Annotated in this window: 20 protein-coding genes, 2 tRNA genes and 1 pseudogene; 17 read left to right on the top strand and 6 right to left on the bottom strand. The window is 75.0% G+C overall.

Annotation, left to right across the window (positions count from 1 at the left end; genetic code table 11):
- Window positions 1–258: 258 nt before the first annotated feature.
- The 4 genes and pseudogenes from AB0442_RS19330 to AB0442_RS19315 all read left to right on the top strand — a co-directional run.
- Window positions 259–1,272 (top strand): annotated as a pseudogene (locus tag AB0442_RS19330) (helix-turn-helix domain-containing protein); the annotation flags it as partial.
- 620 nt (window positions 1,273–1,892) lie between these two features.
- Window positions 1,893–2,495 (top strand): oligoribonuclease, encoded by a 603-nt coding sequence (gene orn, locus AB0442_RS19325; protein ID WP_366164161.1) that lies wholly within the window; start codon window positions 1,893–1,895, stop codon window positions 2,493–2,495.
- Window positions 2,496–2,699: 204 nt separating this feature from the next.
- Window positions 2,700–2,775: transfer RNA gene (locus AB0442_RS19320), tRNA-His, on the top strand.
- A 150-nt stretch (window positions 2,776–2,925) separates the two neighbouring features.
- Window positions 2,926–3,381, top strand: coding sequence for a DUF4442 domain-containing protein (locus AB0442_RS19315; protein ID WP_344627653.1), 456 nt, complete (start codon window positions 2,926–2,928; stop codon window positions 3,379–3,381).
- Between the two features lie 138 nt (window positions 3,382–3,519).
- On the opposite strand, the gene AB0442_RS19310 is transcribed toward AB0442_RS19315, so the two are convergent.
- Window positions 3,520–4,590, bottom strand: coding sequence for a LacI family DNA-binding transcriptional regulator (locus tag AB0442_RS19310; RefSeq protein ID WP_344627652.1), 1,071 nt, complete (start codon window positions 4,588–4,590; stop codon window positions 3,520–3,522).
- A 550-nt stretch (window positions 4,591–5,140) separates the two neighbouring features.
- On the opposite strand from AB0442_RS19310, the gene AB0442_RS19305 reads away from it, so the two are divergent.
- The 5 genes from AB0442_RS19305 to AB0442_RS19285 all read left to right on the top strand — a co-directional run bounded on the left by AB0442_RS19305 (window position 5,141) and on the right by AB0442_RS19285 (window position 10,770).
- Window positions 5,141–6,469 carry an ABC transporter substrate-binding protein gene (locus tag AB0442_RS19305; RefSeq protein WP_363542672.1) on the top strand — a complete coding sequence of 443 codons (1,329 nt, stop codon included), beginning with the start codon at window positions 5,141–5,143 and terminating at the stop codon, window positions 6,467–6,469.
- 106 nt (window positions 6,470–6,575) lie between these two features.
- Window positions 6,576–7,583, top strand: coding sequence for a sugar ABC transporter permease (locus AB0442_RS19300; protein WP_363542670.1), 1,008 nt, complete (start codon window positions 6,576–6,578; stop codon window positions 7,581–7,583).
- A 3-nt stretch (window positions 7,584–7,586) separates the two neighbouring features.
- Window positions 7,587–8,465: a carbohydrate ABC transporter permease gene (locus tag AB0442_RS19295; protein ID WP_030275809.1), complete on the top strand. Its 879-nt coding sequence runs from the start codon at window positions 7,587–7,589 to the stop codon at window positions 8,463–8,465.
- Window positions 8,466–8,511: 46 nt separating this feature from the next.
- Window positions 8,512–9,975: a GH1 family beta-glucosidase gene (locus AB0442_RS19290; RefSeq protein ID WP_366164160.1), complete on the top strand. Its 1,464-nt coding sequence runs from the start codon at window positions 8,512–8,514 to the stop codon at window positions 9,973–9,975.
- Between the two features lie 57 nt (window positions 9,976–10,032).
- Window positions 10,033–10,770, top strand: a complete 738-nt coding sequence (locus tag AB0442_RS19285) for a hypothetical protein (RefSeq protein WP_366164159.1) — start codon at window positions 10,033–10,035, stop codon at window positions 10,768–10,770.
- Between the two features lie 30 nt (window positions 10,771–10,800).
- On the opposite strand, the gene AB0442_RS19280 is transcribed toward AB0442_RS19285, so the two are convergent.
- Together AB0442_RS19280 and AB0442_RS19275 are read right to left on the bottom strand one after the other, a co-directional pair.
- A complete protein-coding gene (locus tag AB0442_RS19280; RefSeq protein WP_366164158.1) occupies window positions 10,801–11,700 on the bottom strand; it encodes a fused MFS/spermidine synthase in 900 nt (299 codons plus the stop codon).
- Between the two features lie 142 nt (window positions 11,701–11,842).
- Complete coding sequence (locus tag AB0442_RS19275) at window positions 11,843–12,340, bottom strand: hypothetical protein (protein WP_366164157.1); 498 nt, start codon at window positions 12,338–12,340, stop codon at window positions 11,843–11,845.
- 315 nt (window positions 12,341–12,655) lie between these two features.
- Between AB0442_RS19275 and AB0442_RS19270 the strand changes: the two genes are divergently transcribed.
- Entirely contained in the window at window positions 12,656–14,044 is a 1,389-nt protein-coding gene (locus tag AB0442_RS19270) for a tetratricopeptide repeat protein (RefSeq protein ID WP_366164156.1), read from the top strand.
- Between the two features lie 34 nt (window positions 14,045–14,078).
- On the opposite strand, the gene AB0442_RS19265 is transcribed toward AB0442_RS19270, so the two are convergent.
- On the bottom strand, window positions 14,079–14,717 hold the full coding sequence (locus AB0442_RS19265; protein ID WP_366164155.1) for a histidine phosphatase family protein: 639 nt from the start codon (window positions 14,715–14,717) through the stop codon (window positions 14,079–14,081).
- Window positions 14,718–15,006: 289 nt separating this feature from the next.
- On the opposite strand from AB0442_RS19265, the gene AB0442_RS19260 reads away from it, so the two are divergent.
- From AB0442_RS19260 to AB0442_RS19230, 7 genes are all read left to right on the top strand, one after another.
- On the top strand, window positions 15,007–16,206 hold the full coding sequence (locus tag AB0442_RS19260; protein WP_366164154.1) for a hypothetical protein: 1,200 nt from the start codon (window positions 15,007–15,009) through the stop codon (window positions 16,204–16,206).
- A 37-nt stretch (window positions 16,207–16,243) separates the two neighbouring features.
- Window positions 16,244–17,827, top strand: a complete 1,584-nt coding sequence (locus AB0442_RS19255; RefSeq protein ID WP_366164153.1) for a hypothetical protein — start codon at window positions 16,244–16,246, stop codon at window positions 17,825–17,827.
- 8 nt (window positions 17,828–17,835) lie between these two features.
- Window positions 17,836–19,188 carry an AAA family ATPase gene (locus tag AB0442_RS19250; protein ID WP_366164152.1) on the top strand — a complete coding sequence of 451 codons (1,353 nt, stop codon included), beginning with the start codon at window positions 17,836–17,838 and terminating at the stop codon, window positions 19,186–19,188.
- Window positions 19,189–19,344: 156 nt separating this feature from the next.
- Window positions 19,345–19,746, top strand: a complete 402-nt coding sequence (locus AB0442_RS19245; protein WP_344627640.1) for a hypothetical protein — start codon at window positions 19,345–19,347, stop codon at window positions 19,744–19,746.
- Between the two features lie 133 nt (window positions 19,747–19,879).
- A complete protein-coding gene (locus AB0442_RS19240; protein WP_363542652.1) occupies window positions 19,880–20,476 on the top strand; it encodes a bifunctional DNA primase/polymerase in 597 nt (198 codons plus the stop codon).
- A 66-nt stretch (window positions 20,477–20,542) separates the two neighbouring features.
- A tRNA-Lys gene (locus AB0442_RS19235) sits at window positions 20,543–20,616 on the top strand.
- Window positions 20,617–20,696: 80 nt separating this feature from the next.
- Window positions 20,697–21,038: a hypothetical protein gene (locus AB0442_RS19230; protein WP_366164151.1), complete on the top strand. Its 342-nt coding sequence runs from the start codon at window positions 20,697–20,699 to the stop codon at window positions 21,036–21,038.
- A 66-nt stretch (window positions 21,039–21,104) separates the two neighbouring features.
- On the opposite strand, the gene pgi is transcribed toward AB0442_RS19230, so the two are convergent.
- Together pgi and AB0442_RS19220 are read right to left on the bottom strand one after the other, a co-directional pair.
- Complete coding sequence (gene pgi / locus AB0442_RS19225) at window positions 21,105–22,766, bottom strand: glucose-6-phosphate isomerase (RefSeq protein WP_366164150.1); 1,662 nt, start codon at window positions 22,764–22,766, stop codon at window positions 21,105–21,107.
- Between the two features lie 140 nt (window positions 22,767–22,906).
- Window positions 22,907–24,487 carry a Na+/H+ antiporter gene (locus AB0442_RS19220; RefSeq protein WP_363542648.1) on the bottom strand — a complete coding sequence of 527 codons (1,581 nt, stop codon included), beginning with the start codon at window positions 24,485–24,487 and terminating at the stop codon, window positions 22,907–22,909.
- Window positions 24,488–24,497: the final 10 nt, after the last annotated feature.

Raw genomic sequence — 24,497 nt, 5'->3', positions numbered from 1 at the left:
GCCGCCCCGGGGCGCGCACCCTCCCCGCTCACCGGTTCGCCGCTGCCCGGCCAGGTCGGCCCGCACGGCGGCCCCCCGTCCGGCAGCACCGTCCTGACGTCCGGTCCCCTCTCCCCCCCGGCCGGTTCGCCCCCCGCCTCCGCACCGCACCAGCCGCAGGGCGCCGGTCATCCGTCGCATGGTCAGTTCGGCTCCGGTCAGACGCACTTCGCCGGCGGACCGGCCGACGGCGGCGCGGGCGGGCACGCCGGCCCGGCCGTGCTGTCCGCGCTGCACCACCCCGCCCCGGCCCGCAAGCTGTCCGGCCGCAGGCGCCGGGAGACGGTGGCCGTCCTGATCTTCGGCGGCGCGCCGATCTTCGAGAGCTCGATCCCGCTCTCGGTGTTCGGCGTGGACCGGCAGGACGCCGGGGTGCCCCGCTACCGACTGCTGGTCTGCGCCGGCGAGGAGGGCCCGCTGGCCACCACCGGCGGGCTGACCCTGACCGCCCCCTACGGCCTGGAGGCGCTGTCGCGGGCCGGCACCATCGTCGTCCCGGCCTGGCGCTCGATCTCCCAGCCGCCGCCGGTCGAGGCGATCGCCGCCCTGCGCAAGGCCCACCACGAGGGGGCCCGCATCATCGGCCTCTGCACGGGCGCCTTCGTGCTGGCCGCGGCCGGCCTGCTGGACGGCCGCCCGGCGACCACCCACTGGATGTACGCGCCGACGCTGGCCAAGCGCTACCCGCGGGTCCACGTCGACCCGCGCGAGCTGTTCGTGGACGACGGCGACGTGCTCACCTCGGCCGGCACGGCGGCCGGCATCGACCTCTGCCTGCACGTGGTGCGCACCGACCACGGCCCCGAGGCGGCCAACGCGCTGGCCCGCCGCCTGGTGGTGCCGAACCGGCGCAGCGGCGGCGGACAGGCCCAGTACATCGACCAGTCTTTACCCGAGGAGATCGGCAACGACCCGCTGGCCGAGGTGGTCACCTGGGCGCTGGAGAACCTCAACCAGCAGTTCGACGTCGAGGTGCTGGCGGCCCGCGCCTACATGAGCCGGCGCACCTTCGACCGGCGGTTCCGCACGCTCACCGGCAGCGCCCCGCTGCAGTGGCTGATCACCCAGCGGGTGCTGCAGGCGCAGCGGCTGCTGGAGACCTCGGACCTCTCGGTGGACGACGTCGCCCGGCGCTGCGGCTTCCGCTCGCCGGTGGCGCTGCGCGGGCACTTCCGCCGCCAGCTGGGCGTCTCCCCCGCCGCGTACCGGACGAGCTATCGCGCCCGGCGGCCCGCTCCGGCGCAGGCCCCGGCCGGCGTGCCCGTGCAGGGCGGCCCGGTCGACCGGCTCGTCGGCGGCGGCGCGCCGCACCCGGGCGCGGCGGTGGGCCACGGCCCGCACGGCGGTCATCCGCAGACGGGCCAGCTGCCGGGCGTTCCGGGCCAGGCGCTGCCGGGCGGCCCTTCCGCGGTGACCGGCGCGGTGCCGGGCGGTGCTGCCGGGCCGGCGGGTGCCGCACGGCGCCGGCCTCCCGTGGTGCCCGCCCAGCCCGGTCCGGCGACCGGGCGCCGGCCTCGGCCGGCACCGGAGCGGGTCGGCGAGCAGCCCGGCGCGCGGGTCGCCGACCGGCCGGGGGGCCGGGCCGGCGACCGCACCGGGGACCGTTCCGCGGACCGTCCGGTGGAGCACGCGGTCGCCGAGGAGAGCGGCTACGAGCAGCCGAGCGCACGTGGCCAGGGCCAGGGCCACCGGGCCGACCACGCGGCCGCCGGCGGGGCCGGGCATCCGGCGCCGGGCGAGCGGCGGCCCGCCGACCCGTCCGGGGACGGCGAGGGCCCTGCGGGTGCGGCGCGGCGCGACCGGGCGGCCCGGACGCTGTCCGGCTCACGCGATCGCGCCGTAGGGTGAGTGGCGTGAATGACCGTCTGGTGTGGATCGACTGTGAGATGACCGGCCTCGACCTCGGCAGGGACGCCCTGATCGAGGTCGCGGTGCTGGTGACCGACTCCGAGCTGAACGTCCTCGGCGAGGGCGTGGACGTGGTGATCCGTCCGCCCGCGGAGGCGCTGGAGAACATGCCGGACGTCGTGCGCGCCATGCACACGGCGTCCGGGCTGCTCGACGAGCTGGCGGACGGCGTGACCCTGGCGGAGGCCGAGGAGCTGGTGCTGGGTTACATCCGGGAGCACGCCCCGGAGGCCGGCAAGACGCCGCTGTGCGGCAACTCGGTGGCGACCGACCGCGGCTTCCTCTCGCGGGACATGCCGGCGCTGGAGGGCCACCTGCACTACCGGATCGTGGACGTGTCCTCGATCAAGGAGCTGGCCCGCCGCTGGTACCCGCGGGCGTACTACAACAGCCCGCAGAAGGGCGGCAGCCACCGCGCGCTCGCCGACATCCGCGAGAGCATCGCCGAACTCCAGTACTACCGCGAGGCGGTGTTCGTCCCGCAGCCGGGCCCGGACGGGGACGCGGCGCGGGAGATCGCGGCGAAGTACCAGCGGCCCGTCGGCTGACCGCCCGCACGGCACGGCATCCGGCGGGCCGCGCGGCCCGTCGGGTGCCGTGCCGCCGCGCCCGGGGCGGGTCCGGCCGGCGGCCCGCCGCGCACCGGCTCCCACCAGAGCATCAGCGCGGGGCCCGGTTCGAAACCCCGGCGCGAGCACCCTCTCGGATCCTGTAGAGTTCTTCCTGTCGGAGCGGGAACGCCCCGAATGATGGTGGGTGTAGCTCAGTTGGTAGAGCACCTGGTTGTGGTCCAGGTGGCCGCGGGTTCGAGTCCCGTCACTCACCCCAGAGCCGGAGGGCCCGATCTCTTCACGAGATCGGGCCCTCCGGCGTTTCCGCGTGCGGGGCAGGGCAGGGCGGGGCAGCGCGGTGCGGAGCGGGCCGGCCTTCGGCGGGCGGGTCGGACACCCCTCCCCAGCGAAACTACCGGCAAGTAACATGACGGCCATGACCACACCCTCGATCGGGCAGCTGCTCGACTCCACCGTCCCCATGGCCCGCACGCTCAAGCTGGAGTACCTGGAGACGAGCCCCGAGCGGGCCGTGCTCCGGCTGCCGGACCAGCCGGAGTTCCACAACCACGTGGCCGGCCCGCACGCGGGCGCCATGTTCACGCTGGCCGAGTCGGCGAGCGGCTGCATCGTGCTGGCAGCGTTCTCCGACCAGCTGTCGCGGGCCGTGCCGCTCGCGGTGAAGGCCGAGATCGCCTACAAGAAGCTCGCCATGGGCGAAGTGACCGCCACCGCCACCCTCGGCCGCACGGCCGAGGAGGTCGTCGCGGAGCTGGACAAGGGCGAGCGGCCCGAGTTCCCGGTCACCGTGGAGATCACCCGCGCCGACGGCGCCGTGACCGGCGTGATGACCATCACCTGGACGCTCCGCCCCAACGGCTGAGCCCCCGGCAGCCCGGCCGCGGCGGCCGGGCACCCGGCGGCCGTCCGGCCACCGCCCCGAGCCCCCGACCGGCCCGGACGGCGGACCGGGCGGCCGGCGCCGTTCCGGGCCGGGGCGGCGCCGCGGCCGGTGCCGGGCTCAGGCGGAGTCCCGCACCACCAGCTCGGTGGCGAGCACCACCTGCCGCCGTGCGCGGCCCCGTTCGGCGATCTCGTCGAGCAGCAGGCGGGCCATCGTCCGCCCCATCTCCTCGATCGGCTGCCGGACGCTGGTCATCGGCGGGTCGGTGTGCCGGGCCACGATCGAGTCGTCGAAGCCGATCACCGCGACCTGGTCGGGCACCCGGCGGCCCGCCGCGCGCAGCACCTGCATCGCGCCCGCGGCCATCAGGTCGGAGGCGCAGAAGACGCCGTCCAGGTCCGGCCGACGCTCCAGCAGTTCACGCATCGCCAGCCGGCCGCCCTCCTCGGTGAAGTCGGCGAGCCCGACGAGTTCCTCGTCGTAGGGCCGGCCGGCCTGCTCCAGGGCCCGGCGGTAGCCGCCGAGTCGGGCCTGGGCGACCTCCATGTCCAGCGGGCCGGTGATGGTCGCCACCTCGCGGCAGCCGCGGCGCAGCAGGTGCCGGACGGCCATCCGGGCGCCGCCCGCGTTGTCGGCGTGCACGTAGCTCAGCGGTTCCAGGTCGCCACGGCGGCCGGCCAGCACGGAGGGGATCTCCAGGCTCTCCAGGAGGCTCGGCAGCGGGTCGTCCTGATGCACGGAGACGAGGAGTACGCCGTCCACCCGCTGTGCGGTCAGATAGGCCGAAAGTCGTTCCCGTTCACGCTGGTTGCGGACCAGGATCAGCAGCAGCTGCATGTCGGTCTCGGCGAGCTCCGCCGAGACGCCGCTGATGATGTCGGAGAAGTAGGGCTCGGAGAAGAGCCGGGTCTCCGCCTCGGGCACCACCAGGGCGACCGAGTCGGTGCGCGAGGTGACCAGGGTGCGGGCGGCCCGGTTGGGCACGTAGCCGAGTTCGGCGATGGCGGCCTGGACGGCCTCGCGGGCCTTGTCGCTCACCCGGGGCGAGCCGTTGATCACCCGGGACACCGTGCCGCGCCCGACCCCGGCCAACGCGGCCACCTCCTCCAGCGTGGGGCGCGCGGAGCTCCTGCCGCCCGCCCCGGCGCCGCCCACGGGCCCTGCGGGGGGCTGTGCGGTCTGGCTCATCGCTCACCTCTTGGAAGTCCTCATGGCGCCTTGCGGGCCGATTGCTGCTCATTGTGGCCGGTTTCGGCCGCCGGGGAACCCGCGGAACGACCGCGCTCCCCCCGACCGGGCCCGTCGCCCGGTCCGACCGGCCGGCGGGGCCCCGTGCCCGACCGTACGCGGAGGTCCGCGCGGGCCGGGGACCGGTGTCGCCAGGACACCGTTTCGCGACTCCCAGGACACGCTCCGGCAACGGATACGACGTCAGCCCTTGACACCCGACCCCGCGACGAAGGAACCTTCCGGCATGCGCTGTGGGAGCGCTCCCACACTCTAGTGGCGAATCGCCCCCGGCAACAGCGCCCCCACCGCGGTCCGACGGGCACGTCCGGCGGACCACCGGCACCGGTCTCCCGCGGTCGGCACGGCCGCGACCGGCCCGCACGCCCCGGCAACGCCCGAAACACCCGGGCAACACCCCGGCAGCAGCACCGCACGACCTTCCGAAGCCGCACCGCACCACCCACCGCGCAGCACCACCCGATGCCCCACCCGGAACAAGGAGAACGCCATGCGCAGCACTTCCCGCCCCCGCAGAGCGGCCGTCCTGGCCACCGCCGTCATCGCCTCCTCCGCCCTGCTGCTCACCGCGTGCAGCAGCAGCGGTGACAAGGGCGGGTCGGACGGTGCATCGTCGGCCGCGGGCGAGAAGATCACCCTGACCGTCGGCGACTTCGGCACCTTCGGTTACAAGGAGGCCGGCCTCTACGACGAGTACATGGCCGCCCACCCGAACGTCACCATCAAGGCGGACACCACCCAGGACGGCCAGAAGTACTGGGACGCCCTGACCACGCACCTCGCCTCGGGCAGCGGCCTCTCCGACATCCAGGCCGTCGAGGTCGGCTACATCGCGCAGGCCACCGGCACCCTCGGCGACAAGTTCACCGACCTCTCCAAGACCGACGGCGTCAACGCGGGCGCATGGCTGCCGTGGAAGTCGAAGCAGGCCACCACCGCCAAGGGCTCGCTGATCGGCCTCGGCACCGACATCGGCCCGATGGCCGTCTGCTACCGCAAGGACCTCTTCCAGCAGGCCGGCCTGCCGACCGACCGCACCGAGGTCGCCAAGCTGTGGGCGGGCGACTGGTCGAAGTTCGTCGACGCCGGCAAGCAGTACCAGGCCAAGGCCCCGGCCGGCACCTTCTTCACCGACTCGGCGAGCGGCCTGTTCAACGCCGCGCTCTCGGCCGAGACCCAGCAGTACTCGGACGACTCCGGCAAGCTCGTCTACAAGGACAGCGCCGGCGTCAAGAAGGCCTGGAACGTGGCCGTCAGCGCCTCGCAGGCGAAGATCAGCGCCGGTCTGCGCCAGTTCCAGGACAACTGGAACTCCGCGTTCGCCAACGCCAAGTTCGCCACCGTGGTCTGCCCGTCCTGGATGACCGGCATCATCAGCAAGTACTCCGGCGACTCCGGCAAGGGCAAGTGGGACATCGCCGCCCCGCCGGTCGCCTCCAACTGGGGCGGCGCCTTCCTGACCGTCCCGAAGGCCGGCAAGCACCAGAAGGAGGCCGCGGCGCTCGCCGCCTGGCTGACCGCGCCGGAGCAGCAGGCCAAGGTCTTCACCAAGGTCGGCAACCTGCCCTCGACCACGGCCGGCCTGGAGCTGCCCGCCGTCCAGAGCGCCAAGCTCGACTACTTCGGCGACACCCCGACCGGCCAGATCTTCGCCTCCACCGCGAAGAGCATCCAGCCCGCCCCGATCGGCGAGCAGGACGGCACCGTCAAGACGATCATCACCGACAACGGCATCCTCGACATCGAGGAGCACGGCACCGACCCGGCCAAGGCCTGGGCGAACGTCGTGAAGCTGGTCGACGACAAGGTGAACGGCTGACCCACCCCGGACCGGCGACCCGCCGGTCCGCCCGCCCGGCCGGGCCCCGCGCCCGGCCGGGCGCCCGCACCACCGCCGACAGCCACTCCCGGGAAGGACCTACCCAGTGGCCACCTCCATCCGAGCCGCGGCCGAGGACGGCTCGGCGCCGACCACCGCACCCGGCGGCCCCCGCACCCCGGCCGCCCCGCAGCGCTCCGCCTGGCGCTCGCGCCTCTACCGCCTCGACCTCAAGGCGTCGCCGTACGCGTACATCGCGCCGTTCTTCCTCTGCTTCGCCGCGTTCGGCCTGTTCCCGCTGATCTGGACGGGCTGGCTCTCGCTGCACCGCGTCGACCTGCTCAACCAGGACGTCATGGACTGGCGCGGCATCGACAACTACACCCGGCTCTGGGAGACCGACCAGTTCTGGACGGCCCTGCGGAACACCTTCACCATCGGGGTGCTCTCCACCGTCCCGCAGCTGCTGATGGCCCTGGGCCTGGCGCACCTGCTGAACTACCGGATGCGCGGCCGCGGCTTCCTGCGGGTGGCGGTCCTCGCCCCGTACGCGACCTCGATCGCCGCGGCGACCCTGGTCTTCGTCCAGCTGTTCAACCCGGACTACGGGATGATCAACTGGCTGCTGTCCATGGTGGGCGTCGACCGCACCGACTGGTACTCGGAGAGCTGGCCGTCCCAGATCGCCATCTCCACCATCGTCACCTGGCGGTGGACGGGCTACAACGCGCTGATCTACCTGGCCGCCATGCAGGCCGTGCCGAAGGACCTCTACGAGGCCGCGAGCCTGGACGGCGCCTCGCGCTGGCAGCAGTTCACCAAGGTGACCATCCCCTCGATCCGCCCCACCATCCTGTTCACGATCATCGTGTCGACGATCGGCGCCACCCAGCTCTTCGGTGAGCCGCTGCTCTTCGGCGGCGGTGTCGGCGTCAGCGGCGGCTCCGCCCACCAGTACCAGACCCTCGGCCTCTACATGTACGAGCTGGGCTGGCCCAGCCGTCAGCTGGGCCGGGCCTCGGCGGTGGCCTGGACGATGCTGCTGATCCTGCTGCTGATCGGTGCGGTCCAGACCCTGATCGCCCGCCGCAACCGCACCAAGCTGGGAGGCTGAACCATGGCCGTCATCTCCACCGCCCCGCTGCGCCGGCGGCTGCGCCCCGGCGCCGGCGACCAGGACAAGGCCGGCCCGCTAACGTACGCGGTCCTCGCGATCGCCGCCGTGGTCTCGCTCTTCCCGCTGTACTGGACGTTCGTCGCCGCCAGCAACACCGGCGAGCGGGTGGCCCAGTCGCCGCCGCCGATGCTGCCCAGCGGCGAGCTCTGGACCAACATCACCACCGCCTGGAACCAGGCGGACATGGGCAAGGCACTGCTGAACTCCACCGTCGTCGCGGGCTGCGTCTCGCTCTCCACGGTGCTGTTCTCCACCCTCGCCGGCTTCGCCTTCGCCAAGCTGCAGTTCCGCGGCCGCAACGCGCTGCTGACCCTGGTCGTCGCCACCATGACCATCCCGCCGCAGCTCAGCGTGATCCCGCTGTACCGGATCATCACCGACCTGAACTGGGGCAACCAGCTCAAGGCCGTGATCCTGCCCTCGCTGGTGGCCGCGTTCGGCGTCTTCTTCATGCGGCAGTTCCTGCTGGAGGCGCTCCCGCTGGAGCTGATCGAGGCCGCCCGGGTGGACGGCGCGCACAGTCTGCGGATCATCTGGCACGTCGTACTGCCGATCGCGCGTCCCGCGATGGCCGTGCTGGGCATGCTGGTGTTCGTGCAGTCCTGGAACGACTTCTTCTGGCCGTTCGTGGTGCTCACCCAGCAGAACCCGACCGTCCAGGTCGCGCTGTCCTCCATCGGCGGCGGCAGCGGCCACGACATCAACCAGGCGGTGATCATGACCGGCGCACTGGTGGGGACCCTGCCCCTGCTGCTGATCTTCGCCGTCCTGGGCAAGCACATCGTCGGCGGCATCACGGCCGGCGCGGTGAAGAGCTGACCCGCCGTCCATCCCGTCCCACACCTGACTATGGGAGCGCTCCCGTATGACCGTCACCGATCCGCACACCCCGGCCGACCTCGCGGCCGAGGACCGAGCCGGCGCCTTCCCGCCGGGCTTCGCCTGGGGTGCGGCCACCGCCGCCTACCAGATCGAGGGCGCCGCAGCCGAGGACGGCCGCACCCCCTCGATCTGGGACACCTTCAGCCACACCCCGGGCAAGGTCGCCAACGGCGACACCGGCGACACCGCGGTCGACCACTACCACCGCTTCCGCGAGGACGTCCGGATGATGGCCGACCTCGGACTCACCGCCTACCGGTTCTCGCTCTCCTGGCCCCGCGTCCAGCCCACCGGCCGCGGTCCCGCCGTCGAACGCGGGCTCGACTTCTACCGGGCCCTGGCCGACGAGCTGCTCGCCCACGGCATCACCCCGGTCGCCACCCTCTACCACTGGGACCTCCCGCAGGAGCTGGAGGACGCCGGCGGCTGGCCGAACCGGGAGACCGCGTACCGCTTCGCCGAGTACGCCGGCCTCGCCGCCGAGGCCCTCGGCGACCGGATCGGCATCTGGACCACCCTCAACGAGCCCTGGTGCAGCGCCTTCCTCGGCTACGCCTCCGGCGTGCACGCCCCCGGCCGCACCGACCCGGGCGACTCGCTGCGCGCCGCCCACCACCTCAACCTGGGCCACGGCCTGGCCGTCGGCGCCCTGCGCGCCGCGCTGCCCGCCTCCGCCCGGCTGGCCGTCTCGCTCAACCTGCACGCGGTGCGGCCGCACAGCCCGCACCCGGGCGACCTGGAGGCGGCCCGCCGGATCGAGGCGGTCGGCAACCGGATCTGGACGAGCCCGATGTTCAAGGGCCGCTACGACGAGGACCTGCTCGCCGACACCGCCCACCTCGTCGACTGGGACGCCCTGGTGCAGCCCGGCGACCTCGCCGAGATCTCCCGGCCGCTCGACCTGCTCGGCCTCAACTACTACAACCCGACGCTGGTCTCCTCGGTCGAGAACGCCAAGAACCTGCCGCGCCACGACGGGCACGGCGAGAGCTCCTTCTCGCCGTGGCCGGGCGCCGACGACGTCGCCTTCCACCTCGCGCCCGGCGAGGTCACCGCGATGAACTGGCCGATCGACCCGACCGGGCTGTCCGACTCGCTGATCGCGCTGCACCGCGAGTTCGGCCTGCCGCTGATGGTCACCGAGAACGGCGCCGCCTTCGAGGACACCGTCTCCGCCGACGGCAGCGTCCACGACCCGGAGCGGGCCGCCTACGTGAAGGGTCACCTCGGCGCCGTCTCCGACGCGATCGCCGCCGGCGCCGACGTCCGCGGCTACTTCCTGTGGTCGCTCATGGACAACTTCGAGTGGGCGTACGGCTACGAGAAGCGCTTCGGCATCGTCCACGTCGACTACGACACCCTGGTGCGCACGCCCAAGACCAGCGCCCGCTGGTACTCCGAGGCGATCCGCACCGGCCGCCTGGACCACGGCATCCCGTCCGCTTGATGACGGTGTGTCACCACGCCGCGTGACTCCGACCGGGTTCGCTCGTTCTCCTCTCACGTGCGACACCGTCACGCGGCACCACCGCGGCCCGACCGCCCCCGCGGCGGACCTCCCCGCCGGGACGTCCGCCGACGGGCCGGAGAGCTGGCGGCCGGCGGCGCGATCCTCGCCCAGCTGTGGGGGTTTGGGTTGGGGGTCTGCGACGCCGCAGCCGCCGAAGGGCCGGGGGCCGGCCTGACCGAACAGGTCGGTGCCCCGGCCCTCCTCCACCGCCTCGGCGGGGACGCCGTCCCCGTCGTCGAGCAGCAGACCGGGCCGGTCGGGGAGGTGCTCCGGGACCGGATCCGGGTGGACGGCCTCCCCCTACCGGGACAGGCCGCCACCGTGCCCGACGCCTTCGCCATCGCCGCCGTTCTGCTCCCCGCCGTCCCCCCGTCTCCCCGGGGGGACGGCGGTGCCGTTTCCGCCCCCGCCGCGGCCCCGGACGCCTCCGCCGGCCCCGGCCCCGCCGACCCGCCCGCACCCGCCGGGGCCTCCCCCGCCGAGGGCGCCGTCCCGGCCCCCCGGCCGGCCGCGGAGCCCGCACCGGCACTGCGGCCGGCGGCCGCCGGCGCCGCCCGCGGGACGTCCGCCGAACGGCCCCGGCCCGCCACCGGCGAGGACGCCTTCGGTGCCGCGCCCGCCGTCCGGGCCGGGGGTGCGGACGCCGTCGCGGTGGCCGTCCCCATCCTGGCGGGGCTGCTGCTCACCGCCCTCGCCACGTACAAGCACCGCGGACTGCCCAGCGGCCACTGACGGCGTCCGGGACGCCGCGCCGGCCCGGGATCAGTGGAAGACGCCCGGCGGGGGTGCCGGCGAGGGGACGGCCGAGTCGTCCGTGACCGCGGCGGCCCCCGCGGTGAAGTCCGCCAGGGCGCGGCCGTGTTCGACCCGGCCCAGCGCCGCGTCCGAGGCGACCTTGCGGCCCAGCTCCTCCAGCGGCAGCGGCGCCGTCCCGGCCACCAGGATCAGGTTCCCGAACCGGCGGCCGCGCAGCACCGCCGGATCCGCCACCAGGCACACCTCCGGGAACACCGCGAGCAGGGTCGCGGTCTGCGCCCGGGCGAAGGCCAGTGACGAACCGTCGGTCACGTTCACCACCAGGCGCCCGCCCGGGGCGAGCGCCCGGGCGGCCAGCGCGGCGAACTCCACGGTGGCGCAGTGCGCCGGCACCCGCGCACCGGAGAAGACGTCGGCGACCACCAGGTCGGCGCCGCCCTCCGGGGCGCGCTCCAGCACCGCCCGGGCGTCCGCGCCGCGCACCTTGATCTGCCAGCCGCGCTCCAACGGCAGTTCGGTGCGGACGAGCTCGGTCAGCGCGGTGTCGATCTCGGCGACCTGCTGCCGGGAGCGCGGCCGGGTGGCCGCCACGTAGCGGGGCAGGGTGAGGGCGCCGCCGCCCAGGTGCAGGACGGTGATCGGGCGGCCGGGCGGGGCGGCGAGGTCGATCAGGTGGCCGATCCGGCGCTGGTACTCGAAGCCGAGACGGGTCGGGTCGTCCAGGTCGACCAGGGACTGCGGGGCGCCGTCCAGCAGCAGCTGCCAGGCCCGCGGCCGGTCCCGGTCCGGCTTCAGCTCGGCCGTCCCGGAGTCCACCCGCACCGCCAGCGGCCCCTGCCGGTGGCTGCGTCCCTCCGCCCCCGTCACCTCCGGCACCGCCTCGGCCCTGCCCCTGCCACGTCCCATGCCCCCGATTATCCAGGGGCGCGGGGCGGGGCGGTGCATCACGAGGGACACGGGGAACGACGCGGATCACAGGGCCCCTGACCGTACGCCTTCCCGCAACCGCCGGCGCCGCCGGCGGCCGGCCCGGGCGGGGCCGCCCGTCTCAGAAGGGGCCGAGGCCGCCCGCGGTGAGGGTGCAGGCGGCTTCGCACAGGGCCGACCGCAGCACCCAGGCGTCCGTGGGCCGGGCCGGCGCCTGCGGGCCGGCCGGGGCCATGATCCACCGGGGGTCGGTGGCGGGCAGCAGGACGGCGCCGGGGCTGCAGGAGCTGCCGGGGAGGTGCCAGCCGCGGGCGGTTCCGGCGGGAACGAGGAAGGAGACGGCGGCGCCGCCGCGGCTCTGCAGGACGGCGCCGCAGGCGCCGCGGAGCCGGAGGATGTCGACGGTCTCCAGGCCGTGCCGCACCGAGACGGTGACGGTGTCGTAGCCGGTCCCGGCCGCTGCGCCGGCCGACGGCCGTCCGGCGGACCGGGCGCCCGTGGTGCCGCCCCCGCCGGCCGACCGGGTGCCGTCCGTGCCCTCCGGCAGCAGGGCCGGGGCCACTCCGGCGGGCAGCCCGGGGGCGCTCGGCCGGCGGTGCTGCGGTGCTCGGGCGGCCATTGGGGACCTCCTGTCGTCAGGTCGGACGCCCGGGCCCGCTCGTGTGGGGGACGGGATGCGGGGCGTCCATGTAACAGGACAACGCGGATGGGGCACGCAAAGCCACGGGCGTGTGCGCGGCAAGACATGGCATTTCATGGCAGAACCGGGCACCGCCGAGGGGTTTATCCGTGTTTGCCCCGTACGGTTCCGCTCACCCGCCGCATCCGTGCCGTGACTGCCGGTACTGTCGTGGCGGCACCGAGCGGACCCCCACCGGCCCGCAGGCGCGGCGTTCGCCGCGGCGCCACCCTGCACGACTCTCGGAGCGCAGCCATGGCAGCCAGGAGTCCCGGCGGGCCCCGGCCCGAGCCGGCCGTTCCCAACACCGTGATGCGCGAGCTGCGCGGCGACCTCTCCCCGGGGGAGTTCGCCACCGCGGTGCGCCGGGCCGCCCGGGAGATCGGCGAGCACGTGTCCTGCGACGCGCGCTACGTCGGCCGGGTCGAGTCGGGTGAGATCCGCTGCCCCAACTACGCCTACGAGCGGGTGTTCCGGCACATGTGGCCGGGCCGGTCGCTGGCCGACCTGGGCTTCGTGCCGCGGACGTCCGTCCGCGGCCGCCCGGCGGAGGCCGCGGTGCCGGCCGTGTCCGCTCCCGGCGTTCCGCACCACTGCGACGAGGAGAACGACGACGTGCACCGCCGTACGTTCCTGACCGGCGGCCCGACCGCCCTGGCGGCCGCCCTGGGCCTGGACGGCGCCGCTCCGGCCGCCGCCTTCGCCGGGCCGGCCGCCCTGCCCGTGCCCGCGCCCCGCCGGGTGGGTCAGGCCGAGATCGAGGGGGTCGAGCGGGCCGTCCGGGAGATCCGGCTGCTGGACGACGCGCAGGGCGCGGACGCCCTGTTCGAGCGGGCGGGGCAGTCGCTGCGCAGCGCGTACGTCCTGTTGAACGAGGGGACGTACTCGGCCTCGGCGGAGCGCAGGCTGCAGTCGGGCGCCGGTGAACTGGCGATCTCGGTGGGCTGGTTGGCGCACGACTCGAACCGGCTGGCGGACGCCAGGTCGTTCTACTCGGAGGCGCTGGCCACCGCGCGGATGGCGGGGGACGCGGCGCTGGAGGCGCACGTGTTCTGCAACAGCGCGTTCCTGGCGCGGGACGCCGGTCGGCCGCGGGAGGCGCTGCGGGCCGCCCAGGCGGGTCAGGCCGCGGCGAAGGGGCTCGGGTCGGCCCGGCTGCTGGCGCTGCTGTCGCTGCGCGAGGCGGGCGGCTGGGCGGTGCTGAGGGACCGTCCGTCCTGCGAACGGGCGCTGGCGCGCGCGTCGGCGCTGTTCCAACGGGGGCCGTCGGAGGCGGACCCGGAGTGGATGTCCTTCTTCGGCGAGGCCGAGCTGGCCGGGCTGGAGGCGCAGTGCTGGTCGGCGCTGGGCGAGTGGGAGGTCGCCGGGCGGCGGGCGGAGCTGGCGATGGCGCTGCAGGAGCCGCAGTTCGTCCGCAACCGGGCGCTGTACACGGCGGAGCTGGCGCACGACCGGCTGGGCCTGGGCGACCTGGCGGGGGCGGCGGGGCACGGCTCGGCGGCGGTGGTGCTGCTCGGCGGTGTCCGCTCGGCGCGGATCCGGGCGATGCTGGCGGGCACCGCCGGGCGGCTGCGCGGGCACGGCGCGGTGCCGGAGGTGGCGCAGTTCCTGTCCGCGTACGACGGTGCGGCGGGGGCGGCCTGACGGTCCGTACGGGACGGACCGCCAGGTGCGGCCGTCAGTCGAGGTGGCTGTGGTCGTTCCAGATCTCGACGGCGGGCAGGCCGTACTCCCAGGAGAGCACCGAGAGGGCGGCGGTGCCGAGCTTGAAGCGCTGGGCGTTCTCGGGCGCCAGGCCGAGCCAGCGCGCGGTGAGGATGCGCAGCAGGTGGCCGTGGGCGAAGAGCACCACGTCGCAGTCGGCGGCGTGCATGGTGGTCGTGTCGGGGTGGGGGACGCCGTGGGTGCCGTGGAGCTCTTCGAGGAAGCCGTCGACGCGGGCGGCGACCTCGGAGAGCTTCTCGCCGCCGGGGACGCCGTCGCGCCAGATCAGCCAGCCGGGCTGGTCGGTCTCGCGGATGTCGTGGCCGGTGCGGCCCTCGTACTGGCCGTAGTCCCACTCCAGGAGCTCGGGGCGGTCGACGGCGCGGGCGCCGAAGCCGGAGAGTTCGGCGGTCTCGCGGGCGCGGGAGAGCGGGCTGGTGTAGACGACGGCGTCGGTGAGGCCGTTCCAGGGGGCGCGGGCGAGCCGCTTGCCGAGGGCGCGCGCCATCGCGCGGCCCTCCTCGGTGAGGGGCACGTCGGTGCGGCCGGTGTGTTGGCCGGTGGCCGACCATGCGGTCTCGCCGTGGCGGACGAGCACGATGCGGGCGGGCATGGGTGGACTCCTCGCAGCAGGGTTCGCGGCGGCCTGCTCGCCATTGAGGGCCGGGCCACCATGATCCCGCACCCCGCGGCCGCCCGCCGGTGGGGGCCGTTCCGTCGCCCGCTCGCCTCCGGGCCCTCCTGACCCGGCGCCGACGGTCGTCGCTCCGTCGCCGCGCTCCCTCCCGCCTCCCCTTCGGCACCGGCGGGCCCTTCGCCTCGGGGCGGGGTGGGGCCGGGGCGGGCCGATCCGGAGGTCCCGCCCCCGATTGTCGGTGGCGGATGCAACACTGGGCCGCACCATGAACGTCTCGCTCCTGGGGCAGTCAGAGCCGCTCGCGCAGCGGCTCTCCGAGCTGCGCGGCCGGGCGCCGCAGCGCAGTCTCGACGCCCGCGCCCTCGCCGCGCTCGCCGCCAATCCGGGCTGCCGCCGCCGCTCGCTGCTGGACGCCGCCGGCGTCGACAAGGGCGCCGTCGCCCGGCAGTTGGGGCGGCCGGCCCCGTTCGGCCAGTCCCCGTTCGCGCTCGCCCGCGGCAACGTCTTCGAGGCCCGGCTGAAGGACGACGGCTACGCGGCGCTGCTCGAACCGCTCCGCCGCCACCTCGGCCTGCCGGAGGAGAGCGGCACCCCGCTCGCCGTGCCGGACCTGCTGCGCCGCTCCTCGCCGGCCGTGCGCGCGGAGCGCACCCGGGAGGCGCTCGCCGAGGCGGCGGCCGACCCCGCGCTCTGGACGCTGCTGGACCACCCGATGCTCCGGCTGACGGTGGCCGGCAGCCCGGCCCACCTGGAGCCGGACGCGGTGCTGGTGCACGGCGGCCGCTGCACGGTGGTGGAGATCAAGTCCTTCCCGGTGCTGGACGGCTCCGCGGACCCGGCCAAGGTCGGCGCGGCGGCCCGCCAGGCGGCGGTGTACGTGCTGGCGCTGCAGGAGACGGCCGCGGCACTGGCCGGGGTGCCGGCCGAGTCGGACCCGTACCGCGCGCAGGAGCTGCCCGGCAGCCCGTCGACCACGGTGCTGCTGGTCTGCCCGAGGGACTTCTCCAACCGGCCGACCGCGGCCGCGGTGGACGTCCGCCGCGAGCTCGCGACCACCCGGCGCCAGCTGTCCCGGATGACCGGCATCGGGCAGCTGGTCGCCGCCCTGCCGGAGGGCACCAGCTTCGACCTGGCGCCGGACGAGGGCGGCGCGCCGACCCGGCCGGCCGAGGAGCTGGCGGCCGCGGTGGGCTCCGTCCCGGCCGCGTACAGCCCGGACTGCCTCTCCACCTGCGAGCTGGGCTTCCACTGCCGCGCCCAGGCCCGCTGCTCGGACGTGGTGGAGCAGCTGGGCCGAGGGGTGCGCGGCGAGCTCGGCTCGATCCGCACGGTCGGCGCGGCGCTGGCCGCCGCCGGCGCGGAGCCGGGCGGCCCGGCGGAGGACGCGGAGGCCGACGAGGCGTCCGCCCGGCTGCGGTACGCGGCCGCGCTGCGCGCCGAAGCCCTCGGGCAGGTGGTCCGGTGAGCCGCGCGGGCCGCGCGATCCGCCGGCGGTGGGCCCGGTGAGCCTGCTCTCCACGCTGGCCCGGCTGCAGGCCGTCCGCAGCGGGCGGGCCGAGCCGCTGGCCACGGTGCGCCACCGCCACGTGTCGGAGCGTCCGATGGTCGTGGTGCCGCTGGCCGCGGCGGGCGAGGCCGGCGCGCCGCTGGCGGTGATGCTGGGCACCGACCGGGCGGCCCCGCGGCTGCACATCGTGCCGCAGCCGCTCAACCGCGACCAGCGCTTCGACTTCCTGGCCCGTTTCGGCGCGGACCTGCTGCCGTACCTGGAGTCCTTCGCCGACGAGGTGGAGCACGTCGAGGGCACCGAGCGGGACGCGGAGACGGGTGAGAAGAACCCGGTGGTGCGGGAGCTGTGCGCCGACGCTCCGCAGCTGATCGTGCCGAACACCGGCTCGGTGCGGCACCTCGCGCTGATCGGCCGCTCCACGCGCTTCCGCCGCACCGCGGAGGACGTCGACCCGGGCCCCTACCCGGCGCCCACCCAGGTGCCGCTGCTGGGCCGCTGGCTGACCCACCTCACCGACCGTGCGCAGGTGCCCGGCTCCAGCCTGCTGCTGCCGATGACGGCGCTGCTCTCCCGGCACTGGGCGACCGGGCAGAGCCACCTCGAGGACCAGCACCTGGCCGCCCTGCTGGCCTGGCACCTGGCACCGGCCGGGCTGACCGGCGCGGAGGCCGCCGAGCGGGCCGAGAGCGAGCGGGACGTGCACGGGCAGCTGGTGCACCCGCCGGCCGGTCCGGCCACCGACCCGAAGTTCGACGAGCTGGTGCTGGCGCCGGCGATCGTCCGGCACGACGCGGCGCTGGCCGCGGCCCGGGCGGCCGCCCCCGCGGACGCCGCCCGGGCGGAGCTGGTGGTCAAGCGGGCCGCGGAGCAGCTGCACGGGGTGCTGGAGCAGGTGCTGCTGCCCACCTGGGCGGACGTCTGGCAGGGGCTCGACCTGCTGCGGGCGCTGTCGGAGGGCGGGCACGTCGCGGAGCGCTGGGAGGGCGACCGCTGGTCGTACACCGGCCACCGGGACCGGCTGGCCGCCGGCGAGCCGCCGCAGCCGAAGCAGGACGACGCCGTGACGGCCGCCCGCAAGCTGGCTCAGCGCGAGCGCGAGCAGGTCCGGCTGGAGGTGCAGGAGGCGCTGGACGACCCGCTGGCGATGGCCGAGCACCGGCTGACCGGCGAGGCGTTCGCGGGCGAGGTGGTCGCCGTGGTGCCGGAGTACGACACCTCGGGCCGGTCGGCGAAGCCGCGGCCGCTGCTGGTGGTGCACACCGCGGACCGTCCGCACGCGGACGCCGGACGGGAGGTGCACCGGGTCGGCGCGGCGACGCCGCAGCGCGGGGTGGTCGCGGGCTTCGACCCGGACGGGGGCACCGTCACGGTGCGGGTGGTGTCCGGGATGGGCCGGCGAAAGGAGCCGGAGCCGGGCAGCCTGCCGGAGGTCGGCGAGCGGGTGGTGTTCACGCTCTTCGAGCTGACGCCCCGCCAGTCGGCGCCGCTGCCGGATCCGGAGGACACCCCGTGGACGCACGGCGGCCCTCCGGGTGCCGCTCCGATGTCGGCGAACAGTACGGAAGAGTGGGAATGACCGCGGGCATGACTGCCGATCAGGCGCCGGGCGCCGTCGCCGACGCCGCCGTGGCGGCGATCCTGGAGGCCGCGGTGCGGCCGGCACCGGGTGCGCCGCGCGGGGTGGTGGTGGACTCCCCGCCGGGCGCGGGCAAGTCGACGCTGGTGGTCCGCGCGGCGCGAGAGCTGGTGGCCTCCGGCGAGCGGCTGATGATCGTCGCGCAGACCAACAGCCAGGTCGACGACCTGGTGGACCGGCTGGCCGCCAAGGGGCCGGACCTCACCATCGGCCGGCTGCACGCGGGCGATTCCCGGCCCGCGCCGGAGGCCCTGCGGCACGGCAACGTGACGGCCTCGGAGAAGGTCGCCGACCTGCTGGAGCACGACGTGGTGGTCTCCACGGCGGCGAAGTGGCAGTGGGTGCGCACCGAGGCGCCGTGGCGGCACGCGATCGTGGACGAGGCGTACCAGATGCGCTCGGACGCGCTGCTGGCGGTCGCCCGGCTGTTCGAGCGGGCGCTGTTCGTCGGCGACCCCGGCCAGCTGGACCCGTTCACCGTGGTCGGCACCGACCAGTGGGCCGGGCTGTCGTACGACCCGTCGAGCAGTGCGGTGGTGACGCTGCTCGCGCACAACCCGGCGATCCGGCCGCACCGGCTGCCGGTGTCCTGGCGGCTGCCGGCCTCGGCGGCGCCGCTGATCTCGGCGGCGTTCTACCCGTACACGCCGTTCCGGTCGGGGACGGGGCCGGGCGAGCGGCGGCTGGCGGCCTCCGTCCGGGCGGACGGCACGCCGGTGGACGCGGCGATCGACGAGGCGGTGGAGAGCGGCTGGGCGCTGCTGGAGCTGCCCGCGCGGCACACCGTGCGGACGGACCCGCAGGCGGTGGCGGCGGTGGCGGCGGTCGTCCGGCGGCTGCTGGACCGCGGGCTGACGGCGCACTCCGAGCAGGGGTCCGCCCCGGTCGCGCCGGGCCGGATCGCGGTGGGCACCGCGCACCGGGACCAGGCGGCGGCGGTGCGGCAGGCGCTGGCGGCGCTGGACGTGCCGGTGGACCCGGCGGCCGGTCCGGCGGTGACGGTGGACACCGCGAACCGGCTGCAGGGCCGCGAGTACGACGTCACGGTGGTGCTGCACCCGCTGTCGGGGCGGCCCGACGCGACGGCCTTCCACCTGGAGACCGGCCGGCTGTGCGTGCTGGCCTCGCGGCACCGGCACGCCTGCATCGTGGTGGCCCGGGCCGGCATCGCCGAGCTGCTCGACGAGCACCCCTCGACGGAGCCGGTGCAACTGGGGGTGGCGGTGAAGTTCCCGGACGGCTGGGAGGCCAACCACGCCGTGCTGGCGCACCTGGCCTCGCACCGGGTGCCGCTGTCCTGACGGCGGTCGCGGAAGGGTCGGGGGCGCACCGCAGGTGACACGTGCGCCCCGACCGGGAATAGCGACCTGGTGCACACCGTTCCGCTACCGGCCGCCGCCGCGCGACAATGGACGACGGCCCTTTCCTGTCACCGGTGTCTCCGGAGGTGTCCGTCCATGCCCGATCCCCATGCACAGGCGTCCGACCAGAGCGGGGTCCCCGCGCAGGCCGCCCCGGGCCCGGGCACCCCTCCCGCACGCCGGCTGCGGCCGGCCCAGCTGCTCTTCGAGCCGCAGGCCGACGAGCCCGAGCAGGAGCGGTTCTTCGATCTGGAGTCCATCGAGGACCCGGCCGAACTGCTGCGCCGCTCGACCGAGTTGGCCCTGGCCTTCCGGGCCGCCGCGGAGCGCGCCACCGACTTCCAGGCGATCGCCGCCGCGCAGCTCGCAGACACCCGCCGCTTCGACGCGCTGAGCCCGGCGGAGATCGCCGCCCGCGCGGACTGGACGCCCGACTACGCGGTGCGGATGGTCGAGTACGGTCGCGGCCTGCAGAAGCAGCGCAGCGCGGAGCACTGACCGGGCCGCGGCGACGCCGCCGCACCGGGCCTCTGGCATATGCGGCCGGTAAGGGTACGCCGCGGCGCGGCGCGGTGTCCGGCGAACCCCGTTTTCCGCCCGCCCCGGCGGCGGCGAGGTCCACGCTGCTGGGGTGGACATCTGGACGTATCAATCCGTGGAGTACGTCACCGTCGCCGGCGAGGCGTGGCTGGCCTCGGCCAGCGAGTACCCGCGCTCCATGCGGGCTCTGTGGGAGGCGCGCCCCTGGGCATCCAGCGTGCTGCCCTGCGGCCGCGCCTTCGACGTGATCAGCATGCCGTCGCTGTTCGGCCGGCGGGTGCTGGACGAACTGTGGTCCTCCGGCCCGGGCTGCGGCCCGGTCGCCGCCTTCCGCGGACGCACCCTGCTCTTCGTCCAGCCGGGCGCCGCGCCCCGCCTGCGCACCCTGCTGGCCTGGGAGGAGTGGGCGCGCGACGTCCCGCCGCTGCTCTGCCACGGCAAGGGCGACGCGGTGACCGTGCCGCCGGTGCAGCGGATGGTGGACGCCCCGGAGTCGCCCGGGCTGGGTGCCGGCCGCTGGATCGTCGCCCCGGACTCCCGCGAGCCGTGGCTGCCGGGGGCGGCCGTGGTGCTGTGGGCCTGTGTCCGGGCGGCGCGGGGCGAGGCCCGGGCGGCGGCCCTCCCTGCCCTCCCCCCGCAGGCGGCGGAGGAGCCCGCCGGGGTGCTGCACCCGGTTCCGTCGGCCTGAGCCCGCCCGGCGGTATTCGATTTTGGCTCCGCCCGGAGCCACTGCTAGAGTCTTCCACGTCAGCAGGCGCCGCTAGCTCAGTTGGTTAGAGCAGCTGACTCTTAATCAGCGGGTCCGGGGTTCGAGTCCCTGGCGGCGCACGGAACGTCGAAGGCCCCTCGCGGAAGCGAGGGGCCTTCGACGTTCCGTGGTACGTCCACGACTGCTAATCTCGCGGTCCATGGCGCCCGACGATCCCGCGCGCAGTACGCCGCCGGGCTGGGAGGAGTGGCTCCGCGCCGAGCTCGAGGGCCTGGAGGCGTCCGCGCTGCGCGCGCACCGGATCGCGGTGTGGCGCCACAGGCTGCTGGTGGCCCTGGCGGTGCTGGGCGGGGCGGCGCTGATCGTGCTGCTGGCCCTGCTCCCCGGGTCCGCGGAGCTCCGCCGCACGCCGGTGCCGCCGGGCCCGGCGACCGCCACCGGACCGCCGTACGCCTCGGCCGGGCCGACCTCGCCGCCCTCGTCCTGCTGCCCGTCGAACCTGCCCGGCGGCTGCCCGAACTGCTGGACGGCGGGCCGCTGACCGGCCGTCAGGGTGCCGGCACGGTGGCGGGGCCGCCCGGCCGGGACGGCCCCGCCACCCACGGGCTCAGCGGCCGCGCAGCGCGCGGTAGCGCGCGACCAGCTCGGCGGTGGAGCTGTCGAGCTTCTCGGTGCCCTCGCCCGTGAGCAGCACCGGCTCGATCCGCTTGGCCAGCACCTTGCCCAGCTCGACGCCCCACTGGTCGAAGGAGTCGATGTTCCAGATCGCGCCCTGGACGAACACCTTGTGCTCGTAGAGCGCGACCAGCTGGCCGAGCACCGACGGGGTGAGCTCGGCGGCCAGCACGGTGGTGGTGGGATGGTTGCCGCGGAAGGTCTTGTGCGGCACCAGCTCGGCCGGCACGCCCTCGGCCGCGACCTCCTCGGCGGTCTTGCCGAAGGCCAGCGCCTGGGTCTGGGCGAAGAAGTTGGCCATCAGCAGGTCGTGCTGGGCGACCAGGCCGGGCAGCAGGCTCTCGACCGGCTTGGCGAAGCCGATGAAGTCGGCCGGGATCACCTTGGTGCCCTGGTGCAGCAGCTGGTAGTAGGCGTGCTGGCCGTTGGTGCCGGGGGTGCCCCAGACGACCGGGCCGGTCTGCCAGGTCACCGGGTTGCCCTCGCGGTCCACCGACTTGCCGTTGGACTCCATGTCCAGCTGCTGCAGGTAGGCGGTGAACTTGGACAGGTAGTGCGAGTACGGCAGCACTGCGTGCGACTGCGCGTCGAAGAAGTTGTTGTACCAGACGCCGAGCAGGCCGAGCAGCAGCGGGACGTTCTGCTCCGGCGGGGCGGTGCGGAAGTGCTCGTCGACCAGGCGGAAGCCGTCGAGCATCTCGCGGAACCGCTCCGGGCCGATGGCGATCATCAGGGAGAGGCCGATGGCGGAGTCGTACGAGTAGCGGCCGCCCACCCAGTCCCAGAACTCGAACATGTTGGCGGTGTCGATGCCGAAGTCGGCCACGCCCTCGGCGTTGGTGGAGAGCGCCACGAAGTGCTTCGCCACCGCGTCGGTGTCCGCACGCAGCTCGGTGAGCAGCCAGTTCCTGGCGGAGACGGCGTTGGTGACGGTCTCGATGGTGGTGAAGGTCTTCGACGCGACGATGAACAGCGTCTCGGCGGCGTCCAGGCCGACCAGCGCCTCGTTCAGGTCGGCGCCGTCCACGTTGGAGACGAAGCGGACGTCGATGCCGCGGTCGGTGAAGGAGCGCAGCGCCTCGTAGGCCATGGCGGGGCCGAGGTCGGAGCCGCCGATGCCGATGTTGACGACGGTGCGGATCCGCTTGCCGGTGTGGCCCGTCCACTCGCCGCTGCGGACGCGGTCGGCGAAGGCGGCCATCCTGTCGAGCACCGCGTGCACGGCGGGGACGACGTTCTCGCCGTCGACCTCGACCACGGCGTCGCGCGGGGCGCGCAGCGCGGTGTGCAGGACGGCGCGGTCCTCGGTGATGTTGATCTTCTCGCCGCGGAACATGGCGTCCCGCAGGGCGGCGACGCCGGTGGCGCCGGCGAGGTCGCGCAGCAGGGCGAGCGTCTCGTCGGTCACCAGCTGCTTGGAGTAGTCGACGTGCAGGTCGCCGACGGTCAGGGTGTACCGGCTGCCGCGCTCGGGGTCGGCGTCGAACAGCCCGCGCAGGTGCTGCTCGCCCAGCTCCTCGCGGTGCTTGGCCAGCGCGGCCCACTGGGGGGTTCGGTCCAGGGGGATGCGAGAGCCGGGGCGGTTCTCCGACATCGGTTGCTCCTTGAATCATCCGGATGCGTTACCTGCGGGGCCCGGCGGGAGGGTAGCGCGAGGTCCGGCGGCAGCGTGGTGCTTGGCGCCGACTCCGTTGACGGCCTTGCCCGCGGCCAGCCTATCCCCGGCCGGCCCGCTCACTTGCGCGCCGAGCGGAGGTCGAGCTCGCGCAACACCCGGTCGGCCATCCCGGGGTCGCCGCCCGGCTCCCCACGGGCCGTCAGCACCTCCCGACGGGAGGCGGCGATCATCTCCTGCTCGACCTCGGCCGCCTGCCGCCAGCGGGCGAGGCGGCGCTTGGCCTCGGCGGCCTCGTCCTCCTCGTACCGCTCGGGGTAGAGCCGGGCGAGCCGGTCGTGCTGGCGTTCGCGGAGCCGGTCGACGAGTTCGGCGGGCAGCCTGCGTTCCTCCTCCAGTTCCTCCAGTCGGAGCAGTCCGGCCTTCGCGGCCCGCCAGCGCAGCACCCGCAGCGCCTCGTCGTGGACGTCGGGGTGGTCGCGCAGGGCGAGCAGCCGCACCAGCCAGGGCAGCGAGAGCCCCTGCACCAGGAGGGTGAAGAGCACCACGCAGAAGGCCACGAAGACGATCTCGCTGCGGGCCGGGAAGGCCCCGCCGCCGTGCACGGTGAGCGGCACCGCGAGGGCGAGCGCCACGGTGGCGACCCCGCGCATCCCGGACCACCAGAGCACCACGGTCTCGCGCCAGCTGATCGGGGTGTCCTCCTCGCCGTGGGTGAGCCGCTCGGAGATCCAGGCGGCGGGCAGCAGCCACAGCAGCCGGACGAGCACCACCGCGGCGATCACCCAGGCGGTGTCGCCGAGCATGCCGTGCCAGCTGGAGCGGACGTCGGCCAGCACGGTGCTCAGCTCCAGGCCGATCAGGCCGAAGGCCACGCCGGTGATCAGGATCTCGACGATCTCCCAGAAGGCGTTGCCGACCAGCCGGAAGGACACGTCGTCCGCGTCGGCGGCCCGGTCGGCGAGGTACAGCGCGCAGACCACCACGGCGAGCACGCCGGAGCCGTGCGCCTCCTCGGCGAGGGTGTAGGCGGCGAACGGGACGAGCAGGTTGAGCGCGACCTGCTGGGTGGGGTCGTCGAGGCGGCCGGCCAGCCAGGTGTTCAGCCAGCCGAGGGCGATCCCGAGGACGACCGCGACCACCGCTGACAGCACCAGGCGCAGCGCCGCGTCCGCGCCGGAGAAGTGGCCGCTGACCACCGCCTCGATGGCCAGCGAGTAGATGACGATCGCGGTGACGTCGTTGAACAGGCCCTCGCCCTCCAGCACCGCGACCAGGCGGCGCGGCAGGCCGATCGAGCCGGCCACCGCGACCGCCGCCACCGGGTCGGGCGGCGAGACGAGCGCGCCGAGCGCCACCGCCGCGGCGAGCGGCAGACCGGGCACCCGCCACTGGAAGACGGCGGCCACCACGGTCGTGGTGACGGCGACCAGGGCGACCGCCAGCAGCAGGATCGGCCGGACGTTGGCCCGGAAGTAGCGCACGGAGGAGCGGCGGGCCACCGCGAAGATCAGCGGGGGCAGCACCAGCGGCAGGATGAAGTCCGGGTCGACCCGCACGTTGGGGATCTGCGGGACGAGCGCCATGGCCAGGCCGAGCAGGGTCATCAGCACCGGCTGCGGCACGTGGATGCGGCGGGCGAGCGGCATCGTCACCACGGACGCGAGGAGCACCAGGAACAGCAGCGACAGCTGGGCCACCCATCCACTT

This window comes from Kitasatospora sp. NPDC085895 (assembly GCF_040702125.1).
In the GTDB taxonomy this organism is placed as follows: Bacteria; Actinomycetota; Actinomycetes; order Streptomycetales; family Streptomycetaceae; genus Kitasatospora; species Kitasatospora arboriphila.
This window is presented reverse-complemented; position numbering and strand designations above follow the sequence as displayed.